This is a genomic window from Chloroflexota bacterium (genome assembly GCA_009840355.1).
Classification (GTDB): Bacteria; Chloroflexota; Dehalococcoidia; order Lucifugimonadales; family JADFKI01; genus Bin90.
The window spans coordinates 67,079-82,868 of sequence record VXNZ01000033.1; the positions used below are offsets into that span (position 1 = coordinate 67,079).

At 58.8% G+C, this 15,790-nt stretch carries 16 protein-coding genes and 1 pseudogene; 11 read left to right on the forward strand and 6 right to left on the reverse strand.

The features are described from left to right. Positions 1–198 precede the first annotated feature (198 nt). Together F4X57_09765 and F4X57_09770 are read right to left on the reverse strand one after the other, a co-directional pair. The gene (locus F4X57_09765; protein MYC07440.1) at positions 199–1,209 is read right to left on the reverse strand and encodes a glutamine synthetase; all 1,011 of its coding nucleotides are present in this window, start codon (positions 1,207–1,209) and stop codon (positions 199–201) included. 512 nt (positions 1,210–1,721) lie between these two features. Further along, positions 1,722–2,981, reverse strand: coding sequence for an ammonium transporter (locus F4X57_09770; GenBank protein MYC07441.1), 1,260 nt, complete (start codon positions 2,979–2,981; stop codon positions 1,722–1,724). Between the two features lie 293 nt (positions 2,982–3,274). Between F4X57_09770 and F4X57_09775 the strand changes: the two genes are divergently transcribed. From F4X57_09775 to F4X57_09790, 4 genes are all read left to right on the forward strand, one after another. Beyond that, positions 3,275–3,484, forward strand: a complete 210-nt coding sequence (locus F4X57_09775) for a hypothetical protein (protein MYC07442.1) — start codon at positions 3,275–3,277, stop codon at positions 3,482–3,484. Between the two features lie 111 nt (positions 3,485–3,595). Then, on the forward strand, positions 3,596–4,177 hold the full coding sequence (locus F4X57_09780) for a hypothetical protein (protein MYC07443.1): 582 nt from the start codon (positions 3,596–3,598) through the stop codon (positions 4,175–4,177). Positions 4,178–4,333: 156 nt separating this feature from the next. Next, positions 4,334–5,032, forward strand: a complete 699-nt coding sequence (rnc, locus tag F4X57_09785) for a ribonuclease III (protein ID MYC07444.1) — start codon at positions 4,334–4,336, stop codon at positions 5,030–5,032. Then, positions 5,032–5,775, forward strand: a complete 744-nt coding sequence (locus F4X57_09790; GenBank protein ID MYC07445.1) for a hypothetical protein — start codon at positions 5,032–5,034, stop codon at positions 5,773–5,775. Before rnc ends, F4X57_09790 begins: the two co-directional genes overlap by 1 nt. 68 nt (positions 5,776–5,843) lie before the next feature. Here the strand turns inward: F4X57_09790 and F4X57_09795 are convergent, their stop codons facing one another. From F4X57_09795 to raiA, 3 genes are read right to left on the reverse strand one after another with little or no spacing between them, the layout of a single operon-like run. Further along, positions 5,844–7,094, reverse strand: a complete 1,251-nt coding sequence (locus tag F4X57_09795; protein MYC07446.1) for a serine hydroxymethyltransferase — start codon at positions 7,092–7,094, stop codon at positions 5,844–5,846. A 47-nt stretch (positions 7,095–7,141) separates the two neighbouring features. Continuing rightward, positions 7,142–7,366, reverse strand: coding sequence for a hypothetical protein (locus F4X57_09800; GenBank protein MYC07447.1), 225 nt, complete (start codon positions 7,364–7,366; stop codon positions 7,142–7,144). 56 nt (positions 7,367–7,422) lie between these two features. Then, entirely contained in the window at positions 7,423–8,058 is a 636-nt protein-coding gene (gene raiA, locus F4X57_09805; protein MYC07448.1) for a ribosome-associated translation inhibitor RaiA, read from the reverse strand. A gap of 175 nt (positions 8,059–8,233) precedes the next feature. Between raiA and F4X57_09810 the strand changes: the two genes are divergently transcribed. The 7 genes and pseudogenes from F4X57_09810 (at position 8,234) to F4X57_09840 (ending at position 13,782) form a co-directional block, all read left to right on the forward strand. Further along, entirely contained in the window at positions 8,234–9,289 is a 1,056-nt protein-coding gene (locus F4X57_09810; protein ID MYC07449.1) for a threonine synthase, read from the forward strand. 113 nt (positions 9,290–9,402) lie between these two features. Next, a complete protein-coding gene (locus tag F4X57_09815) occupies positions 9,403–9,606 on the forward strand; it encodes a superinfection immunity protein (protein ID MYC07450.1) in 204 nt (67 codons plus the stop codon). A gap of 15 nt (positions 9,607–9,621) precedes the next feature. After that, on the forward strand, positions 9,622–10,182 hold the full coding sequence (folE, locus tag F4X57_09820; protein MYC07451.1) for a GTP cyclohydrolase I FolE: 561 nt from the start codon (positions 9,622–9,624) through the stop codon (positions 10,180–10,182). Between the two features lie 174 nt (positions 10,183–10,356). Next, complete coding sequence (locus tag F4X57_09825; protein ID MYC07452.1) at positions 10,357–11,340, forward strand: GNAT family N-acetyltransferase; 984 nt, start codon at positions 10,357–10,359, stop codon at positions 11,338–11,340. A 117-nt stretch (positions 11,341–11,457) separates the two neighbouring features. Beyond that, positions 11,458–11,598 (forward strand): annotated as a pseudogene (locus tag F4X57_09830) (glycosyltransferase family 1 protein). An 870-nt stretch (positions 11,599–12,468) separates the two neighbouring features. After that, on the forward strand, positions 12,469–12,942 hold the full coding sequence (locus F4X57_09835; protein MYC07453.1) for a glycosyltransferase family 1 protein: 474 nt from the start codon (positions 12,469–12,471) through the stop codon (positions 12,940–12,942). 75 nt (positions 12,943–13,017) lie between these two features. Further along, positions 13,018–13,782 (forward strand): DUF502 domain-containing protein, encoded by a 765-nt coding sequence (locus tag F4X57_09840; protein ID MYC07454.1) that lies wholly within the window; start codon positions 13,018–13,020, stop codon positions 13,780–13,782. 20 nt (positions 13,783–13,802) lie between these two features. Here the strand turns inward: F4X57_09840 and F4X57_09845 are convergent, their stop codons facing one another. Then, positions 13,803–14,705, reverse strand: a complete 903-nt coding sequence (locus F4X57_09845; protein ID MYC07455.1) for a GNAT family N-acetyltransferase — start codon at positions 14,703–14,705, stop codon at positions 13,803–13,805. Between the last annotated feature and the right edge of the window lie 1,085 nt (positions 14,706–15,790).

The following is a 15,790-nucleotide window of genomic DNA, read 5'->3' on the forward strand; positions in this document are numbered from 1 at the left end:
TGAAAATTGTGTCAATCTAATGCGCGGAAGCAAGCGTACATGGGCAGCAGGCACCACATTGCCAGCCTAACTCTTGCTACGACTTCATTTTGACGCGAAAGAAGCCTGCGCAATTCCATCCCCGGCGCTGCACAGGCTTCGGTTCTTCGGCTATGACAGCCGTCAATTTATCATCATATCGTCAGGAATGCGCCGGCGTTACGCCGATGCCGCCGAGCCGACGGTGTTGATGATGAGTTCCGTAACCTTGTACGGATCCATGTTGGCGTTGGGTCGCCTGTCCTCGATGTAGCCCTTGCCGTCGCGGGCGACCTGCCAAGGTATCCGAACGGACGCGCCCCTGTCGGAGACGCCGTATTTGAATTCCTTGTAGGATGCGGTCTCGTGGAGGCCGGTCAGCCTCTGTTCGATGTCCGCGCCATAGTTGGCGATATGCTCTTCGTGGTTGCCGCCAAGCGCCTCTGCCGCGGCAATGCAGGCATCGTAGTTCTCGCGCATGGCGTTCGTGGAGAAATTGGTGTGCGCTCCGGCGCCGTTCCAGTCGCCTTTGACGGGCTTGGGATCGAGCGTGGCGGCGACGCTGTGGCTCTCACCGATGCGATACAGCAGCCAGCGCGCGATCCAGAGCTGGTCTGCCACTGCGGGCGAGCCGACGGGACCGACCTGGAACTCCCACTGCGCGGGCATAACTTCGGCGTTGATACCGGAGATTTCCAAGCCGGCTGCGATGCAGGCGTCTAGATGCTCTTCGACTACCGGGCGGCCGAACACTTCGTCCGAACCGACGCCGCAGTAGTAGCCGCCCTGCGGTGCGGGGAAGCCATTCTCGGGCCAGCCAAGAGGCTGCGACCTGACGCCGGTGAAGAAGGTGTATTCCTGCTCGATGCCGAACCAGAAGTCCAGGTCGGCGTACTTCTCGGCGGCAGCTGCGCATGCTGCGCGCGTGTTGGAGGGATGCGGGGTCATGTCCGGCAGCAGCACTTCGCACATCACCAGCACGTTGTCGCCGCCACGGATCGGGTCAGGGCAGGTGAACACGGGGTTCAGCACGCAGTCCGAGTCCTCGCCGGGCGCCTGGTTAGTACTGGAGCCGTCAAAGCCCCACACCGGCGGCTCTTCGCCGACGGGCACAACTTTGCCCTTAGAGCGGAGTTTGGCGGTAGGCTCGGTGCCGTCCACCCAGATGTATTCCGCCTTGTAAACATTCATTCCTTGCCTCCTGTTGGGACTATATGACTAGAGCGCCTTAACGGATTATCGGTCCGCCATGTCGGGCGGATTGGCGTGTGATACGCTGCCGCAAATCGGTTTAGACAGCAAACCAGCGAGACTTTCATGTGATAAAGCCTCGCTGGTAATTTTACAAGATTTATGGCTGATTTCCAATTATTCAGCCGGGATTACTTACTGCGGTTCCTGCGAACCGCGCTGGGAACAACCACCCACAAGGCGAACAACGCGGCGAATGCCACACCTGCTAGCATCAACTCCATAATAACTGCCTCCCGTGATAGAAGAATGTGTCTGTTGTGTATGAGTTACAAACCATTTTGCGGCAGGCATGTTTCAAGCGTGTTACGCAATTGTTACATCGATGTTACATATTGCCGATTAACCAGCTTGGATACGCAGGATGGACAGGATAGGCTTCGTCGTGCCGTTTCCTGCCCATCCCGTCCCGTTACTTGTCCATTGACGCTAGCCGGCGTTAGCTTTGTCGATTACTCGGCTACCGGATAGGCGACCGTGCCGTGCTCGTGCTCGTCCAGGCCGTCTTCCTCTTCCTGCTCATCAACGCGCAAGCCCATAGTCAGGTCTAGCACCTTGAATAGTATGAAGCCGCCGCCGAAGCCCCAGACTATCGCGGCGACGATGCCGACTATCTGCGGAATAATCTGCGTGAAGTTGCCGACTACCATTCCGGTTACATCGTTATGTCCGGTGGCAAAGATGCCTACCGCGAGCAAGCCCCAAGCGCCGCAGATGCCGTGCACCGTAACTGCGCCTACCGGGTCGTCCGCCTTCAGCACATTCTTCACGAAGCTGACGCCGAAGATCATTATGATGCCCGCTATCAGACCGATGACGACCGCCCCCCAAGTATCGACGTATGCGCAGCCGGCGGTGATGCCGACCAGACCGGCGAGCGCGCCGTTCGCCGCCATCTCGATGTCTGCCTTGCCTGTGCGAATCAGCGTTACATATATCGCGGCTGTCGCGCCGGCAGCGCCGGCGAGCAGCGTGTTGACCGCGTTCAAGCCGAGCGTCGCGGAGTTGATGTTGAAGCCGAACCAGCCGAAGAACAGGATGAAAGTGCCGATGACCACATACGGAACATTGTGACCGCGAATGGTGATGCCCTGCTCCCAGCCCTTGCGAGGACCGACGACCATCGCGCCGGCGAGCGCAAGGAAGCCGCCAATCATGTGCACGACGCCGGAGCCTGCGTAGTCAGCGAAGCCCATGCTTGCCAGCCAGCCGTGGTCGCTCCATGCCCAGTGTCCGTAGATTGGGTATATAAGCGCGCCGACGATGAAGCTATACGCGAAGTAGGCGTTGATCTTCGTGCGCTCTGCCATCGCTCCGGCAATAATCGTCGCCGCCGTGCCAGCGAAGACCATCTGGAAGAACCAGCTCACGAGGTCGCCGTCGTTGAAGTTAGCGAGGAAGAAACCTTCCAAGCCGATGAAACCTGCCGCCGCGCCGCCGCCGAACATCAGCGCATAGCCGAATGCCCAGAAGCCCAAAGACGCGATGCAGAAGTCCAAGAAGGACTTCGTCATGTAGTTTACGGTGTTCTTGGCGCGGATGAGTCCGGCGCCGAGGAAGGCAAAGCCTGCCTGCATGAAGAACACCAGCGCCGCCGCGACCACCAGAATCGCGTTGTCCAGCGTGCCCATAACCTCTTCGGCGCTCTGTGCGTATGCGATGCCGCCGCCGCCCAGCACGATGCCGACAGCCAGCAGCCCAATCATCAGCAGGCGCATTTTCAAGGTCGTAGGCTTCAACATAGCCCCCAATAAAGTCATCTCTCTTTCCCTTCCTTTCATGTAGTGTATGAGAATGACACGATGGGGAAAATCTACGCCACCAATGTTTCATTTATGTTAAGCAAATGTTACATGGTTGTTTCAAGAAAGTTGCAAGTCTGTTACCCATACCAAACTCCTTTTGTGACGAGCCTTTGGAGCCTGTCGAACGGTGAACCGTTGGTCTACTGAAAACTCTTTCCCCTTGTGCTACAATCAAGCCACGACAAGCATCGATTGTTGGTATGGCAAACCGAGAGCAGCGCATTGCGCAACTTGAAACCGCTCGGGCGGCGACCGACGAGCGCGTCGATGAGTGCCGAGACGACGTCAAAGCAAGTTTTGAGAAACTCGAAGCCGACATCAGGGAAGTCAGGAACTGGATTATCGGGCTTATAGGCCTTGCCGCAGGAGTAGGAACGGCCATCGTAGTGGCTCTGATTACAACAGGCTGAATCGGGCCATCGACTCGAAGACATCCAAGCCGAAAGGAGACAGGCATTATGGAGAACCTGAAAGTAGAAATTTACGGCGACTATGCTTGACCGTGGGTCTATAATACAGCCGTGTGGCTGGATAAGGTAAAGAAGGCTTACGGAGACAACCTGAATATCACTTGGAAGAACTTCTCCCTCGAGCAGAACGCTCACAATCTGAAAGAGGGCTTGGATTCCAACTGGAAAGTCTGGGAGCAGGAAGACGCATCGGAGCGCCGCTCGCTCGTATCGCAGATTGCTGCTGAGGCGGCACGACGACAGGGCGAAGATGCGCATGCGAAGTTCCACCTGGCGCTGCTGGTCGCGCGGCACGGCGGCGAAGGCCGCATCTCGCTCAGCGACGAGGACGCGATCCTGGAACTCGCCGAGAGCTTGGGCTTGGACTCCGCCCAGATGCGCGAGGACATGAAGGACCCGGAACTGCGCCGCAAGATTGGCGAAGAACATGAAGCCGCAATCTCCGAGGGCATATTCGGCACGCCGACGTATGTGTTCGAGAACGGCAACATGGCATACCTGAAGGCGTTCATCCCCGACGACGAGGACGCGGTAGCATCGTTCGAGCACTACATAGCGCTCGCCAACCACCGCAACTACTTCGGCGAAATCAAGCGCCCGCAGCCCCCGTGGCCCAAGGGCGTGCTGGGGTAGATTTTTAGTAGTGTAGAGGGGCATCCGAATGTGGATGCCCCTTTCACTGCACTATCTCCTATCAACCATCGCCAACAACCCAATCCTGTCTATCCTATTCATCGATGTAAGTTTCCAGCACCTGTAAGATATTCGACGTATTCACTGACCATCGCCATGCCCGACACTACACCCACAGACACATTCAAGAAGTCCATCGGCAACTTGCTTGACGAAAGCAGTTTGCTCACGACCGCGCTGACTCATAGCTCGTACATCAACGAACACGCTGGTAATGGCGCGGAGGACAACGAACGGCTGGAATTCCTGGGCGACGCAGTGCTTGATATGGCAATCGCGGAAGCGCTCTACGCCCGATTCCCGGAGCAGCAGGAAGGCGCGCTGACTTCTATGCGTTCCAACATCGTTAAGGATGAAACGCTGGCAGCAGCTGCCCGACGCCTTGAAATCGGGCAGCTGCTGCTTATGGGCGCAGGCGAGTTAGCGAACGGTGGCAGGTCGCGCGATTCCAACTTGGCGGGCGCGTTCGAGGCAATTGTCGGCGCGATATTCCTCGACAAGGGTTACGATGCGGCGCGCGAATTCTGCGTCAACTCGCTGAATGCCGAGTTAGCGGACGCCACGCCGCACTCGCAGCACCCGAAGTCCGCGCTGCAGGAGTTGGCGCAAGGCAAGGGTCTCTCCGCGCCGAAATATCGCATCACCGGTGAGTCCGGACAGGACCACGCACCGACATTCATTGCGGAAGTTTTGGTCAACGGCGTCGCTATGGGAACAGGTTCTGGGCGCAGCAAGTCGCTTGCAGAGCAAGAAGCCGCAAAGAACGCCCTAACCTTCCTGTTGAATAACGGCTGATGCAGACCCTCGACTTCACCCTGAAGGGCATCGCCATCGAAGGCACGATAATCGACGTCGAAACCGTCAGCCTGTCGCCCAAGCCGAATGGGATGTTCACATTCGGCACGCTCAGCGGCAACGCAATCCGCATCCTGCAAGCCGAGAACGAAGCCGACTGCGAGGCGCTGGCAGCCGAAGTCAAACGCCTCTGGAACACACTCCCCCGCCCATTCTACGCCTACAATCGCAAGTTCGTTGGCGGCTGGATTGCCGATGCAATCGGCGGCGAGGCGCACATCGAACACGACACGATGGACGCTTGGCGGTCGGTCGCGGATCAGCAGTCGTTGAAGTGGCCCCGCCTGCGCGAACTCATCCGTCCACCCGTCTTCTACTACCGCTGGGGCATCGCGGGCTACGACCGCGAGCGTGATTTCAGCACGATGCGGCGGACGATGCGCAGCGCGAAGTCGGTGAACGAGGTCATATCGCGGGAGGCGCTTGGCGGCGCGCCGCATGTCTGGTGGCGGCAGCACCTGGTGATGCTCCAAGATCCGGAAATCAGACGGCAGCTCGCAGGCCCGCCGACAGACCCCGCGAACACTAACGCGGACGACCGCACAAGCAGGATATACCGGCTCCCTAATGGCGCGTGGACAACGAATCGCCTCGCGGCAATCGTCTGCCACAATATGCTGGACTTGCAATCGCAGGCGTCGCTGCTGCTGTGGCAGTGGGACATTACTTCGGTGTGGCTGTGATTTGGGTGGAGAATCTTAAACCCGCAGGATTAACAGGATTTTTGCCATCTTCCGCAAGGGCAGCAAGGCTACAAGCCGGGCGCGGGGAAGCGGTCGCAGAGGGACATGGCTTCTTCGCGGACTTGGCGCTTGGTGGTTTCGCTGGATAGGTTGCCTAACACGCGCAGGATTAGGCGGCCTACCTGACGCGCTTCTTGGACGCCCATTCCTCGGCTGGTAATGGATGGCGTGCCTAGCCGCAAGCCGCTTGCGGTGCGCGGAGGCTTTTGGTCGAAAGGGATGGCGTTGCGGTTCACCACGATGTTCGCCTCGCCCAGCGCCTCTTCTGCCTGCCGCCCGGTGATGTCCGCCGGCGTCAGGTCCACCAGCACGATGTGGTTGTCCGTGCCGCCGGATACAAGCCGCAGACCGCCCGCCTGCAATTCGTCCGCGAGCGCGACCGCGTTAGCGCGGATGCTCTTCTGGTATTCCACGAACTCCGGCTGCATCGCCTCGCCGAAAGCGACCGCCTTTGCCGCGATGATGTGCTCCAGCGGTCCGCCCTGCATGTTAGGGAACACGGCGCTGTTGATGGCGCGGCGGTGCTCTTCGTCGCACAATATCATGCCGCCTCGCGGTCCGCGCAGCGTCTTGTGCGTGGTCGTGGTTACGATTTCGGCATGCGGGACGGGCGACGGGTGCTCATCTGCGGCGACAAGCCCTGCGATATGCGCCATGTCAACCATCAGCTTGGCGCCAACCTCGTCTGCGATGCTGCGGAATCGCGGAAAGTCGATGATGCGGGTATATGCGCTCGCGCCGGTTACTATGATCTTCGGGCGATGCTCTTTCGCGAGCCGCTCGACCGCGTCGTAGTCTATCTTCTCCAACTCGCGGTCAACGCCATACTGCACGACATCGTAAATCTTCGCGGAAAAGTTCACCGATGCGCCGTGCGTCAGATGTCCGCCTTGGTCGAGGCTCATGCCCATGATGGTGTCGCCGGGCTGGACAGTGGCGAAGTACGCCGCCATGTTCGCCTGCGCACCGCTGTGTGGCTGCACATTCGCGTGCTCCGCGCCGAACAGCTGCTTAGCGCGACTGATGGCAAGCCGTTCCGCCACATCCACGAACTCACAGCCGCCGTAGTAGCGCCGCCCCGGGTAGCCCTCTGCGTACTTGTTCGTGAACACCGAACCCTGCGCCTCTAGCACGGCTGAGCTGGCGTAGTTTTCGGACGCTATCAGGTTGATATTGCTGCGCTGCCGCTCGATTTCGTTCTGAATCGCACGCCCGATTTCGGGATCCTGTGCCATCAGTGACATTCCATACTCCTTCATTCGCGCAATCGCGCGTCAACCCAAGCGAACTTCGTTATCGGCGGCGGTTACGACTCCGTGTACCTGCCAGCCCGAAAATTCTCCATCGCCTTCTCAGCGAGCGCGTCCAGTCTTCCCGCCTTCACATCTTCCTCGAATTCCCTGTCCCATACCTCTGCGTCGAACTCTTCGTACCATTCCCTGAATTCGTTGAGTTCTTCCCTCGACAATCGAGACACTGCTAGCTGCACCTCTTCAACTGTTCTGTGCCTAGTCGAGTTCTCTTCGTCTATCGCACCCTCACTACGTCCTATCCTTCCCATCCTGTTAATCCTGTTACCCACCGTCCCTACGCCGCGTCCGGTTCTATCATCCCATAATCCCCGTCCGCGCGCCTGTACACCACGCTGTACTTGTTCGTCTCCGTGTTGTGGAACAGGAAGAAGTCATGGTCGAGCAATTCCATCTCCATTATAGCGTCCTCGACGGTCATAGGCTTCATAGCGAACCGCTTCACGCGCACGAGGCTACCCAATTCCTCCATCGCTTCATCGACCTCATCCTCGATAGCGGCGTCCAGTTCTTCGAGCAATGCTCCCGCGTCCTCGCGCATCGCCTGAGTGCGTGCCGATCTGCGCGCCTGCGATGTCCTGTACGCCCTGCCCTTGTAGCGGCGAATCTGCTTGTCCATCACATCCGTGACGGCGTCCATTGCCGCGAACAGCGTCAATCCCGTCTCTTGTCCGCGCAGCGTCGCGCCGCTCGCGCTTATCGTCATCTGTGCCACGAAGCGGTCGGTTTCGGAGCGGCGTGAAGTGCGCCTAAGTTCCAGCTTCGCGTCCGCCCGTTCGGTCAGATGCCGCTCCAAGCGTGCCACCTTCTTCTGAATGTAATCCTCAGACCTCTCACTAAGCCTCATGTTTCTGGAAAATATCTGTATCTCCATAAGCGCCCTTCCTTCTTTGCCCAATCGGTGAGCATCCATTGTATTGTCTCCCAACTCCCCTATTCAAGTACGCCACGACAAAATCATCCCAATCCCGTCTATCCTCTGTACATGGATGTTAATTTTCGTCTTTCAGGGCGATTTGTGTTAAAATCAAGCAGTCTGAGCGTCATACGCTAACCCTGCCAGCCCAGCGCGATTCAAGCGGAGAGAGATGATAAACGGAGTCCTCGAAAGGTATGGGGAATACCTTCCTTTGACCGAAAAAACGCCCATCTTCACACTGGGCGAAGGCGACACGCCTCTCGTCAAGTCCGAGTCGATTGCGGCAGAGGCAGGCTGTGGCGAACTGTATTTCAAACTGGAAATCTGCAACCCGACCGGCTCGTTCAAGGACAGGGGCATGGTCGTTGCGGTGGCGAAGGCGCTTGAAGAAGGCGGCGACACTATCGTCTGCGCTTCAACCGGCAACACATCGGCTTCGGCTGCCGCTTACGGCGCGCGTTGCGGCTTGAACACCGTCATCGTGGTGCCGAACAAGTATGTCGCGCGGGGAAAGCTGGCGCAAGCGGTAACCTACGGTGCGCGTATCATGCTCATCGACGGCGGCTTCGACGACGCGCTTCGCATCGTGCGCGAGCTCGCCGCAAAGCATCCCGTCGTGCTTGTGAACTCGCTCAACCCGTATCGCCTGCAAGGTCAGAAGACCGCCGCGTTTGAAATTGTCAACGATCTTGGCACCGCACCGGACCATCTGTTCATTCCCGTTGGCAACGCAGGCAACATCACCGCATACTGGATGGGCTTTCAGGAAGCGCATCAGATGGAATGGACGGGGACGCTGCCCAAGATGATGGGCTTCGAAGCGGAAGGCGCGGCAGCTATCGTCAAGGGGCATCCGATAGAGACACCGGACACCATCGCGTCCGCAATCCGCGTGGGCAACCCGGCGAGCTGGACGAAGGCAGTCCGCGCGCGCGACGAATCCGGCGGCGCGATAGACTCCGTTACCGACGACGAAATTATGGAAGCGTACACGCTTATGGCGCGAGAGGAAGGTATCTTCTGCGAACCGGCGTCAGCTGCCTCAGTTGCGGGGCTGCTGAAGCTGGCTCGCGGCGGCATGCGCCTGGATGACAGCAAGGTCGTCTGCGTCATCACCGGCAGCGGCTTGAAAGACCCTGATACCGCGGTGAGCGTGGATCCCGTATTCAGGGAAGAGTTCCCCGCCGATACCGCCGCCATCGAAGACGCCATGGGACTTGCATAATCACATATGTCCCTTCCCTCTCGATGGGGGAAGGTTAGGGTTGGGGTGGCTGTCTATGAATATCTTCGTTTCCCATCGCAAGCCGAAAAATGCTTTAAGGAGAGTTATCTCTGATGCCATTTAGACTCGGGCTCTTTGAACTAATCTTGCTCGCACCCTTTATAGCGGCATACTTTATTCCATGCATTATCGCCCTTGTACGGAAACATCATCAGATAGTCCCAATATGCTTGATTAACATTTTCTTAGGTTGGACTTTTTTTGCCTGGGTTGTGTGCGTTGCATGGTCATTCAGTCCTGTCAAGAAAGTGGATTAGAATTAGATATATTATATGGACTACGCCAAGATACAAGACGCCGTAAGGGAGGTGCTGGTCGCCATTGGCGAAGACCCGCAGCGCGAAGGCTTGGCGGACACACCCCGCCGCATAGCCGAGATGTACGGCGAACTATTTTGGGGCATCGGCAAGGATGCCGCAAGCGTGCTCACCACCACTTTCGACGAGGGCTACGACGAGACGGTCATACTGCGCGACATTCCGTTCCATTCCATCTGCGAGCACCACTTCCTGCCTTTCTTCGGCATCGCGCACATCGCCTACATACCAACGGGACGCGTAGCAGGCGCATCCAAGCTGGCACGCGCTCTTGATGTACTCTCGAGCAGGCCGCAGATACAAGAACGATTGACAAGCCAACTCGCCGATACGCTGTACGACACGCTGCAGCCGTCCGGCGCCGCGGTCATAATGAGCGCCGAGCATATGTGCATGTCCATACGCGGCGTGCGCAAGCCGGGCAGCAAGATAGTTACCACCGCCGCAAGAGGCAGCGTGAAGACCCAGCCCGAATTGCGTCAGGACATCTTCGCCCTGCTCAGGGAGACTCGATAACGACAATCAGCGTCCCGGACATTTCTTGGGCCGGACATTTGGCCCAGACATTTGGCAATGGGGAAACGAAATATCCGGAAACGAATTGCGTGCGTATGGCATTTTGCACCGCGCCCGCGCCGCCATTGATGGAGCGCCCTTGACGGAGTGCCATAAGTGGAGATAGGGAGATCGATGACAATCAGCGTCCGACAAGAGGATTTCAACAGCATCGCCGACGAATGGGAGTGTATTCTACCGCACACCGGCGCCAACACCATTTTCATCACGCCGTGGTGGCAGCAGCTTTGGTGGCGGCGCTACGGAAACGCGGACACCAGCCTTGAGATATTCTCGGTGCGCGACGGCGATTCGCTGCTGGGCATCGCGCCGCTGATGGTCAAGGGCGACACGCTGTCGTTCCTAGGCGACACAGACCTGTTCGACTACCACGACCTGCTTGTGCGTGAGGGCTGCGAGGATGACTTCTACGGCGCGATATGGCAGCGCATCGAGGCGATGGACTGGCGCACGATGGAACTGAAGTCGCTGCGAGACAGCTCGGAGACGCTGCGCCGCTTCCCCGCGCTGGCGGAGGCTAACGGCTGGTCTGCGGACATATCGGACGAAGATGTATCGCCGTACACGCACTTGCAGCCGTCTTGGGACGAGTATGTTTCAGGGCTGCGCAAGAAGGACCGCCACGAACTTCGCCGCAAGCTGCGCCGTCTGAACAACGGCAACGAAGCCACGCAGTACGCCTTCCAAGACGCAGGCGAGATTGCGGACGCGATGCCCGAATTCTTCCGCCTGATGCGCGCGAGCAGACCGGACAAGGACGACTTCCTGACCGCAGACCGCGAGCAATTTTTCCGCGAACTCGCGAAGGAGCTCTCGGAGCGGCAGCAGTTCAAGCTATTCTTCCTGGAGCTTAACGATGTGCGCGTGGCGTCATGCATCTGCTTCGACTACAACGGCGACTACCTGCTGTACAACAGCGGCTACGACCCGGAATACTCCAACCTGAGCGTGGGCTTGCTGAACAAGGCGCTCTGCATCCAGGACGCGATCGAAAGCGGCAAGAAGACCTTCGACTTCCTGCGCGGCTCGGAGCGCTACAAGTACAACCTCGGCGGTACGAATCAGACCATCCACGAGCTAGTTATTCAGCGTGCCTAGGGCAAGCTTGGTCGACGCTGACCTATTGATGGTCAACCGTGCCAAACATCTCCAGGATATTCTTCCCATCCTAACCTTCTCCCCATCTTGAGAGAAGGGAGTTTTGCGAATCGTAATATGAGAATCGCGCTGATATGCTTCCACAGCTCGCCCGTTGGTCGTCTGGGAGAGAAGAACACCGGCGGCATGAATGTCTATGTGCGCCAGCTCGCACGTGAACTCGCCGTGCAGGGTAACGATGTCGATATTTTCACCCGCACGCACTACGGCGACGAACCGCAGATTATTCCCATATACCCTGCGGGCATATCGCCTGTTGACACTTTACCGGCCGACACATCAGACGGCAGCGGCATGGGAGATAATCGCAGCGCAGCGCATACCAGCGACGCAGGCGGCGCGGATACGCCACCACAGCACGGCACCGCACGCGTCATCCACCTTGACGCGGGTCCCGCGCATGCGGACAAGGAAGACCTGCTGCAGTACACGGGCGAGTTTGTCGATGCGGTGCTGGCGTTTCAGCAGCGCGAGGGCGTTGAGTATGCGCTGGTGCATAGCCACTACTGGCTGTCGGGCGTGGTCGGCATCGAGCTAGGGCGTGTGTGGGATGCGCCGCACTTTGCCACCTTCCACACGCTCGCGCGCACCAAGCAGCGAGCGCGCGCAGGCGAACGCGAAACGCTAGAGCGCGCCAATGCCGAGCAGCGCATAATCAACTCCGCAAAGGCGCTCGTCGTGTCCACATATATCGAGCGCGATGATATTTCGCGGCTGTATCAGGTTAACGGCACGCCCATCGTGGTCATTCCGCCGGGCGTGGATACCACGCTGTTCAGCCCAGCGGACAAGCGCGCATCTCGCGATTCGCTCGGACTGCCGGATACGCGCACCATCCTGTATGTCGGCCGCATCGAGCCGCTGAAGGGCCTCGATATCCTCATCCGCGCGGCGTCTCTCATTCACAATGAGCACGACAGGCACAATGAGCACGATAGGCACGATGGGGGAATTGCCGATAGTGAACATGTCAGCGAGGACGGCGGTATAGCAGACGCGGCGCCGTCGCGCATCGGGTATGACCATGACCGCGCGGATTCCGGCAATTCCGGCAAAAGCGAAGACACCATGCGCCTGCTCATCGTCGGCGGCACACTGGAAGGCGATACGGAAGTTGAGCGGCTGCGGACGCTTGCAGCGGAACTTGGCATTGGCGATATGGTCACATTCACCGGGTCGGTTGAGCAAGAGCTGCTGCCAGCGTACTACAATGCGGCGGATGTGTTCGTGCTGCCTTCGTGGTACGAAAGCTTCGGGCTTGTCGCGGTGGAGGCAATGGCTTGCGGCACGCCCGTCGTAGTGTCGCGGGTCGGCGGGCTTACCACATTTGTGGAACACGGCAAGACCGGCTATCTTGTGCCTTGGCGCTGTCCGGACGCCTTCGCGCGCAGCCTCGAAACGCTGCTGGAGAACCCGTCGCTGCGGCAGGCGATGGGCGGGTCGGCGCGGCGCAAAGCGAATAGGATGAGCTGGGCGGCTATGGCAAATGATATGATTGCCTGTTACCATAATGTTATTACTGACACGGATGGACAGAACTAGCGGGATTTTTGCACCCATACCAGCTTTACCATCCTGTTAGCTCGCTGTTATTCTTATGCGAGACACATTGGGAGGATGCGCATGAACGGCTCTGATTCGCACATTCCCCCTGCTGGCGACATTGACGCTGAGGAACATCGCGAGTCTTCGGTGCACATTCGGATCGAACGGCACTTTTGGGGCATGGTGCTCGCGGGATTCCTAGTGCTGCTGCCGCTTATCATCACCGCTTGGATACTCATATTCGGCTTTCGACTGGTGGACAGCATGTTCGGCAGGCTGTCCGGCGTAGCGGTCAACTGGATGGGCATCGCCATCGCGTTCCCCAATTTGGCGGTCTTCACCGCCGGCGCGATAAGCGTGCTGTGCGCGCTCGCCGTGCTGTACATCTTCGGATTGCTGACAAACTGGAGCCTCGGCAGGAAGGCTGTCAACATCAAAGTCGCCGTGCTGTCGAACATCCCTGTGGTCAAGAACATCTACGGCGTGGCAAAGCAGGCGACAGACAGCCTGACGATGCCATCCGGACAGAGGGTCAATCGCGTGGTGTTGGTCGAATGGCCGCGCCCGGGTCTGTTCGCGCTGGGGTTCACCGCAGGGCATTCGCGCGCAAGCAGCCCGGACGACGCAGTGCTGGTCGTGGTGTACATCCCCACCGTGCCTAACCCCACATCGGGCAACCTAGCCTTCGTACGCGAGGAAGAGGTTTACGCCACAGACATAACCGTTGAAGAGGCGATGAAGATAGTCTTCTCCGGAGGCGTCGTGCTGCCGGAGACGATGAAGATGCACGAGACTTCGATGTTCAAGCGGTTAACTTTCATGGATGCGCAGGAATAGCATGCCTGAATAGCGGGATGTTAAAACCGCTTCTCGTACCAGACGCTGCTGCCGATTTTGCGGAAGCCTAGCTTCAGGTAGAGTTCGCGGGCGGGGGTGTTTTCGGCGTCCACTTCTAGGTCCACTATGGACGCGCCGCGCTCTACCAGATACGCGATGCCCGCCGTTACCACCGCCTTGCCTATGCCGCGTCCGCGAAGGCGCGGATGCACGCCCGTCATCGACACAACGCCGCTCGCACTGTCGCCGTCGGGCATGAACATCGTCCAGTTGTACGCCGCAGGCTCGCCATCCTCGGTGATGAAGATGATGCTCTCCGGTCCGCCGCGGTTGTTCGCCACGCGCGCGCTTATCTGCTCCACTGTGTTCGGACTGAAGCCCCAGTTTTCGCTGAAGGCGGTATTCTGCAAGTCCGTCAGCGTTGCCTCATCCTGACCGGCGACTAGCGAGCGCACCGCGAACGAGGGCGGCAAGTCCACATCCGGCAAGTTGCCGCCTTCCCAGCGCATCTTCCACAGGCTCTTGACCACTTTCATGCCGTGCGATTCGAGCAGGTGCTGTGCGGTCGAGTGCGTAACGCCCGCTTCCACATGCAGCGCGTCCACGCCAAGACAGGCTGCGTGTTCCACGACTGCTTGCATCAGCGCGCGCCCGATACCCTTGCCGCGGTGTGTTTCCAGCACGCCGCCGCTCGCCACTGCGCGCGAAATCGGCGGCTCATACGAGACTATCGCATAGCCGACCGCCTTGCCATCGCGCTCTGATATGAAGCAGTGCCGCTCAGGATCGGTGCCCGGCACAGACAGAACGGCGCGCATCCCGGCGGCGTCCAACGCCCTGCCCGTTCCGCTCACGCCGCCTATTTCATTGGACAGGCTTGTTATCGCATCTATATCCGCCCACGCGAATTTTCGTATCCTCAATGCCGGCTGACTCTCTCTTTATGGAAGTATAAGCGCAAAGCCCGCATTGAATTGTAACAGAATACTTAACAGAATGGACAGGATTTTTAGGGGCTGCGGTTGTTGATGGGGATGGTCAGCTTGGGGGTGGGGATTTGGGCGGCGGCGGTGTGCTTGCGGTCGCGTCCTTCGACAGGCCCTTCGACTGCGCTCAGGACAGGCTCAGAATGGACTGGGGTAACAGGATGTGCAGGGTTTTGGGTGTGTAGTTCTTCGGGGTCGGGGTCGTTGGGGCCACAGGTGGCGAATGCCATTGCGTCTTCGGGGTCTTTGCCTTCGGTGATGTAGCGGTTGTAGGCGTTGTACTTGTCCTCGGCTTCTTGTGCTGCCTCTTCGTCGCCGGACTCGTATGCTTCGTTGAATTCGCGGAGCAGGGCGTTGCGTCCGGCTTGGATGCGGGCGTGTTCTAGGGTTGCGCCTTCGTCTGCGAAGTCGGTGGCTTGCTTGTACGCCTGCACATGCTCCCAGCTTACGGCTTCGTAGTTGAGGTCGTAGGCGCGGTGGAGCAGTTCACGCGCGGCTGCTACGCGGTGCGCGGCTGTCCAGTCACCATCGCTGCGGTCGTCTTCGGCTATGCGTATGAGGAGTTCTGCGGCTTCCGTGCCGCCGTTTGTCTTGTCTCGGACTAGCTTTGCCAAGTGTCCGTTGATGGGGGCTGCGTCGTCTAAGTCCGCTTCGGGGTCGTAGGATGCGGACCTGCGGCGTTTGGCGGACTCGCCGAATGCGCGGCGCAGGAGTTCGCTTGCTGCTGCGAGCTTGTGGTGTGGCTTTGCGGGCGGGCGGACTCCACCGTATCCGAAGCCCTGCGCTGCTTGACTGTCGTATTCTCCGTCGTCGTGGATTATGTCGCAGAGGGCTTCGACTAGGGTTTCGCCTTCGTTTGTGCGGTCTCGGATGTATCGGGCAATGGGGTAGGCTACGATGTCTCTGAGCGTGGGTGTCAGTTTAGAGTTATCAGTTATCAGTTCAGAGTTGTCGGTTGATGGTTCGTCGCCGGTTGGGTCGAAGGGTATGACATTGCCTTCGACTTGCGCGAAGCCGTACTT